At 57.1% G+C, this 5,371-nt stretch carries 3 protein-coding genes; all 3 read left to right on the plus strand.

Annotated elements, in window-relative coordinates:
• Positions 1-1,155, plus strand: a 1,155-nt coding sequence (locus tag H5U02_13800) for a hypothetical protein (GenBank protein ID MBC7343496.1), incomplete at its 5' end; no start/stop codon positions are given.
• Entirely contained in the window at positions 1,149-1,943 is a 795-nt protein-coding gene (locus H5U02_13805) for a WecB/TagA/CpsF family glycosyltransferase (protein ID MBC7343497.1), read from the plus strand. The genes H5U02_13800 and H5U02_13805, both read left to right, overlap by 7 nt.
• Before the next feature lie 399 nt (positions 1,944-2,342).
• A complete protein-coding gene (locus tag H5U02_13810) occupies positions 2,343-4,508 on the plus strand; it encodes an S-layer homology domain-containing protein (GenBank protein MBC7343498.1) in 2,166 nt (721 codons plus the stop codon).
• Positions 4,509-5,371: the final 863 nt, after the last annotated feature.

Raw genomic sequence — 5,371 nt, forward strand, 5'->3', positions numbered from 1 at the left:
CTGGTTGGGCCCCTGGGCCACGCTGGGTTGGCCCTTTGCACTTCCATCGTAGCTTTCGTTTATGTCGGCACCTTGGCTTTTCTCCTCAAGCGCCGGGCCGGGCTTATGGAGTGGCGGCCGCTGGCCGATGCTCTGCTCCGCATTGGCGCTGCCACTGCCGCTATGGCCGGGGCAGCTTACCTGATTTCGGCTTGGCTGGGCGGGCGCTTCGGCTCCCATGCCCTTTCCGGCCAGGTGGTGCAGGTAGGAGGGGCCATCGCCGGCGCTGCCGCCGTCTACTTGGTAGTGGCCGCTACCTTGCGCCTACCGGAGATAAGCCTGATTGGCTCGCTCCTGCGCGGCCGGGCCAGCGCACTTACCGCCCGGGCATCAGCGGCTCCCTCCGAGCGGCCCAAGGCCGTTTCCCAGCCTTCCTCATCGCCTGGGCGACCGATACGGCTGGTGGTCTTTGGCGATTGTATCCCGGCCGGTATCGACGTCGAGCCTGAGCAGCGCTACCCGGAGCTGCTTGCGAAAATGAGCCGTGAGCGGCAGCATGGCCGCCCCAACCTTCCCGTCCTGGAGGTCATCAATGCCGGTGAGCCGGGTGACACCACCATCGCCGGCCTCAAGCGCTTGGAAAGGGATGTCTTGTCCCGTCACCCCGATGTGGTGCTGATCGGCTTTGGCATCAATGATGCCTTGCCCCGGGCCCGGGCCCGCTGGCTGGCGGCGCTGATGCGCCGTGTCCGCCCCGCCTGGCTCCGCGATTACCTCGACCGGCTTTACGAAGAGCACCTGCGCATGCCCATTCTCAAGCTTACCGGCGGGGTAGTTTACGTTTCCCCCCGGGCCTATCGATCTAACTTGATGCTGATGGTGCAAAAGGTGCGGTCCGCCGGGGCGGTGCCCATCCTCATGACCACCACCATTTGCACCCGACCCTCATTTCCCGGCGCCAACGACAACTTTTCTCGTTACAACCAAATCGTGCGCCAGGTGGGGCAGGAACTGGATGTTCCCGTCATCGATCTGTTTACCCCGGCGCTGGAAGCAGGCGCCGAGGCGATCCTCGGGCCCGATCTTCTTCACCTCAGCCCGGAGGGCCACCGATTCGTGGCCGAGAAAATCCTGTTTGAGCTGGAACAAATGGCGAGGGAGCATCGTCTATGGTAGTGAAAAACCGGGGCAAGAGCACCGGCCAACCGCCGGGCCCGGCTTCTCAAGGCCACGGCCGGGGCAACCGAATAACCATACTGGGAGTTCCGGTGGACGCGGTCAGCCTGGACGAGGCGTTGGCCCGCATCCAGGAGTTTTTGGAGCAAGATGCCGTTCACCAGGTGGTTACCCTCAATGCGGAAATGGTAGTCTTGGCCCAAAAGGACCCTGACTTTCGCCGGGTGGTTCAGCAAGCGGCGCTGGTAGTGCCCGACGGCAGCGGGGTGCGGCTGGGAGCCCGGATCCTGGGGCACCACCTTCCGGAGCGGGTGGCCGGCATCGATCTCATGCAGGCTCTTTGTCAGAGGGCAGCCCGCCAGGGCTGGCGGATTTACTTTCTGGGGGCGGAGCCGGGGGTGGCCAAAGAGGCGGCCCGGCGGCTCCAGGAGCGCTACCCAGGGCTGGTGGTAGTTGGTACCCAGCATGGGTATTTTAACCCTGCTTCTTTGCCGGAAGTCTTGGCCCGGATCCGTGAGTCCCGGCCGGAGATATTGTTTGTGGCTCTAGGGGCTCCCAAGCAGGAGCTGTGGCTGGCCGAGCACCTACCGTTCCTGAAAGTGAAGGTAGGCATGGGGGTAGGCGGGAGCCTGGACGTGGTAGCCGGGCGGGTGAAGCGGGCTCCCCGGTGGATGCAAAGGCTAGGGCTGGAATGGCTGTTTCGGCTGCTGCAAGAGCCCGCCCGCTGGCGGCGGGTCATGGCGCTTCCCAGGTTCCTGCTAGGAGTGCTGCGGGAAAGGCTCAGCTAATTTTTGCTGAACTTGCCGTAAGCTAGATGTACCAAGGGATTACTATCGCTATTTGATGGTAAATTAAGCCAAGATCGGTTGAAACCAGGCATTTCTGTGCTATAATGGGCATAGTGGTTTATTGTCTCCAGAAATGGCAATTCATATCCATAATCGTGGGTGAAAGCGTTGAAGGGGGTGGTTATTCGGGAAAGGAGGGAAGAGGTAGCCCGTAAGGGCAACGGTCCAGCCCGGGAAGTGTCTCGAAAGGCTGGATGTGGAGAAAGCCGGTAGTAGTTGTAGGAGTAGTTGTAAGGAGTCTTTAAGGTAGGTGCGGCTACATACTCGCGGGCTAATTCACCGTGTAGATAGAGGCCGCCGCACCAAAAGGGAAAAGGAGAAAAGGGGGATTAGCTTAAGGTGAGGAAATTCAAAGCGTTAATCGCCGTACTTACCGCTGCCGTCCTGGTATTTAGCCTGGTCGGCACTGCCTTTGCTGCTTCAGCTCCCTCCGATGTCCAGGGGACCAAGTATGAGGCAGCAGCCACTAAATTAATGGCCTACGGCATTTCCAGCGGCTGGGGCGGCGGGAAATTCAACCCCGCTGGTGAGGTTACCCGGGCCCAGTTCTCGGTATTGGTCGTTAACGAGCTGGGGCTCAAGGCTGTGGCCGAAGCCCTTCAGGGGAGCGACACCCAATTCAAGGATGTCAAAGGTTCCTATTGGGCTTCTGGGGCTATCCAAGTAGCCACCACAAAGGGCATCATCTCTGGCTATGGTGATGGCACCTTCCGGCCGGAGCAACCCATCACCTATATGGAGGCCGCTATCCTTACGGTTCGGGCCCTTGGGTACCGTGAGGCCGATCCCAATGCTCATTTCATCAAGGCAATTGAGCTTGGGCTCATGGCCAACGTAGACGGAAAGGCCAACCAAACCGCCATCCGCGGCAACCTGGCCATTATCCTCGACAATATGCTGAGCAAGCAGATCGGTGAGGTTAACAAGGATGGCGTTTGGACCTCAACCGGGAAGACACCTGTGGATAAGTTGGAGCTTAACACCGGTGCGATCGTGAATTATGTTGTGCAACCTGGCGATGCTGCAGCTGGCTCGCTTACAGTATCCGGAACGACGTATAAGCTTGCCAGTAACTGCTACTTCGTTGGGGCGGCTGATCTTGCCAGCGCGGTCGGTTTCACGGTAAACGCAACCTTGAAGGCTGGAGAGGTCATCTATATTGAGGTAGTCAATCGTCCCGCTCAAACCAAGAGCGGTACTATAGACAGCACAGGCACTGATGCTACCGGAGCTTACTTGCTTCTGAAAGGCGATACCACCAAATACTATAAAGCCGCAAGTTGTACGGTGGTCCTGAACGGTGGTAGTGCTGATTGGGCCAACTTGGCAGCTGGCCAAGAAGTGACTCTATCGTTGGACAAGGACGGCAAGATTTATCTCGTAAAGGCTTCTGCATTTACAGTTTCGGAAGCTCAAGTAAGCAAGGTAGATACAGTTAATAAGGCGATCTACTACAACAATGATGCCAATTGGTTGGTAGTGGCTGATAATGCCAAATTACTACGTAATGGGCAGCAGGTGACTCTCGGCGACATCAAGGCCAAGGATGTGATCTACCTTGCGGTAGCTAACGTTGGCGGGATCAACAAGGTGACTTATGCTGAAGCTTACTACAACCAAGTCACTGGCGTGATCTCTGCCGTGAAATCCGTGGTCGGGGAGGTTTACCCGGTCATAACTGTTGACGGCAAGGATTATATGCGGTCCAAGAACCCGATTACGGCTAACAACGATCCCAAGTGGGATCAGATGGTGGTTGGCAAAAGAATCGACGTTCTCCTTAACAAGGACGGCCGGATGACCGTTGTGAACAAGGTTGAAGACGTTCCGGCTGCAACGGCTACAGGGAAGGTAGTCACTGTGGGCACCAAGGCTGATGGCACCAAGTATGTCACCCTCGATGTTCGTGGTACTAACAACAGCTTTGACATTGCAAGCGGTGGCAGCGTGGTTGACTCTGTCTACCTCGGTAAATTTATCACGGTGACCCTTGATAAGGACAACAAAGTAACAACCTTTAAGGATGTCAATCCCAATACTTTAGGATTGGTGACCGAAGTATACCCCGCCCAGAACACAGTAGTGCTATCGGTTGAAGGTACATCTACCTCGTACACCGTTGACACCAACACGATTATATCGAGGAATGGAAGCTACACTGGGTTCAATTCCATCGCTGTGAATGATGGTGTGCAGTTCTACCAGGAGAGCAACAAAATCGTCGTCCTTCTGGCGGATAGCTGCGTGGTAGACACGAGCAAGATCAGTGCTACTACTGACAAGCTGACCGGTGCTGCTGGTGCCGTTGAGAAGGGTGCCACGGTAGAGGTATTTAGTGATGCTGCCATGACCACGCAGGTAGGTAGCGATGTTGTGGCTAGCGACGACGGCTCGTTCCAATATGCGTATGGTTCTTCGCAGGCTTCCGGAACCACCCTTTGGGTAAAGGTGACTGATACCCAAGGCTTCGGCGGTGTGCAGAAGTTTGCGGTAGTTGTCCCCTAGTACTAGAAAGCAGTAGCTTGAATATGGGAAAGGGGCTGCCTCCTAGACGAGGTGGCCCCTTTTCCTACATTCGCCTCGCAGTTCAACGGACCAACCGATTTAACATCCGCCAGACATGGGGTCAGACAAGTGGGGAGCGTATGGAACGTGTGGTGCCGGGCACCTGGCAAGGGATGGGAGAAGGCCCCAGACCCCCATTACGAGGCTAGCGAGCCAGGTCAAGGTACCGAGAAACGAGAGCCAAAATAGACGCCGAAGCAAGTAGGTTGTGCGGAAAGATAGATGCTTTGCACCAGGAAGTTCGTGGTGTGGTACGTTGGGTCGTAGGGACCGGCATAGCGCTTGCCGGCCTGATGGCGGGTTTAACGGCGTGGTTGGTACGGTGAGAAACGAGGCGAGCCCGAGTCAAGCACCAACGCGAATAGTGGGTGCCAGGCACCTAGGGGATACCTGGAAGAAGGCTCCCGCCAGTGGGCCAAAGGGCGGCCGAACTATTACGATCCCCAACAAACATGCAGAGGAAATTGGCATCGACCTGCTGGTGCGAATTCTCGCAGGCGGGGATAGATAGGGAAACTTGGTTGGGACGAAATATGTGGAAATAGCACGACAGCCCTGACTATTGTGGAAAGGTATTTTGTGAAGTCTGTCCTCAAGGTGAGCGTCAAGGTGCCTAGCGGGATCGGCTGCCTCTAATAAGCTGTTGTCCCAGGGCAACGATTGCCGCCGGCGTGCATCCGGCCGGGACCGCAAAGAAGGGCATGATGGGGAAGCGGTAGCGGTCCCAGGCGGGCATGACGGAGTGCACGGCTGTAAAGTAAAGGATCACACCTGCTAGCGCCACCAGGGTGGGCCAGTCTCTA

The organism is Clostridia bacterium, from assembly GCA_014360065.1.
In the GTDB taxonomy this organism is placed as follows: domain Bacteria; phylum Bacillota; class DSM-521; order Neomoorellales; family JACIYF01; genus JACIYF01.

What these genes read in the sequence shown, in the direction of transcription:
- H5U02_13805 (MBC7343497.1), top strand. Translation starts at nt 1,149, where the DNA reads ATGGTAGTGAAAAACCGGGGCAAGAGCACCGGCCAACCGCCGGGCCCG.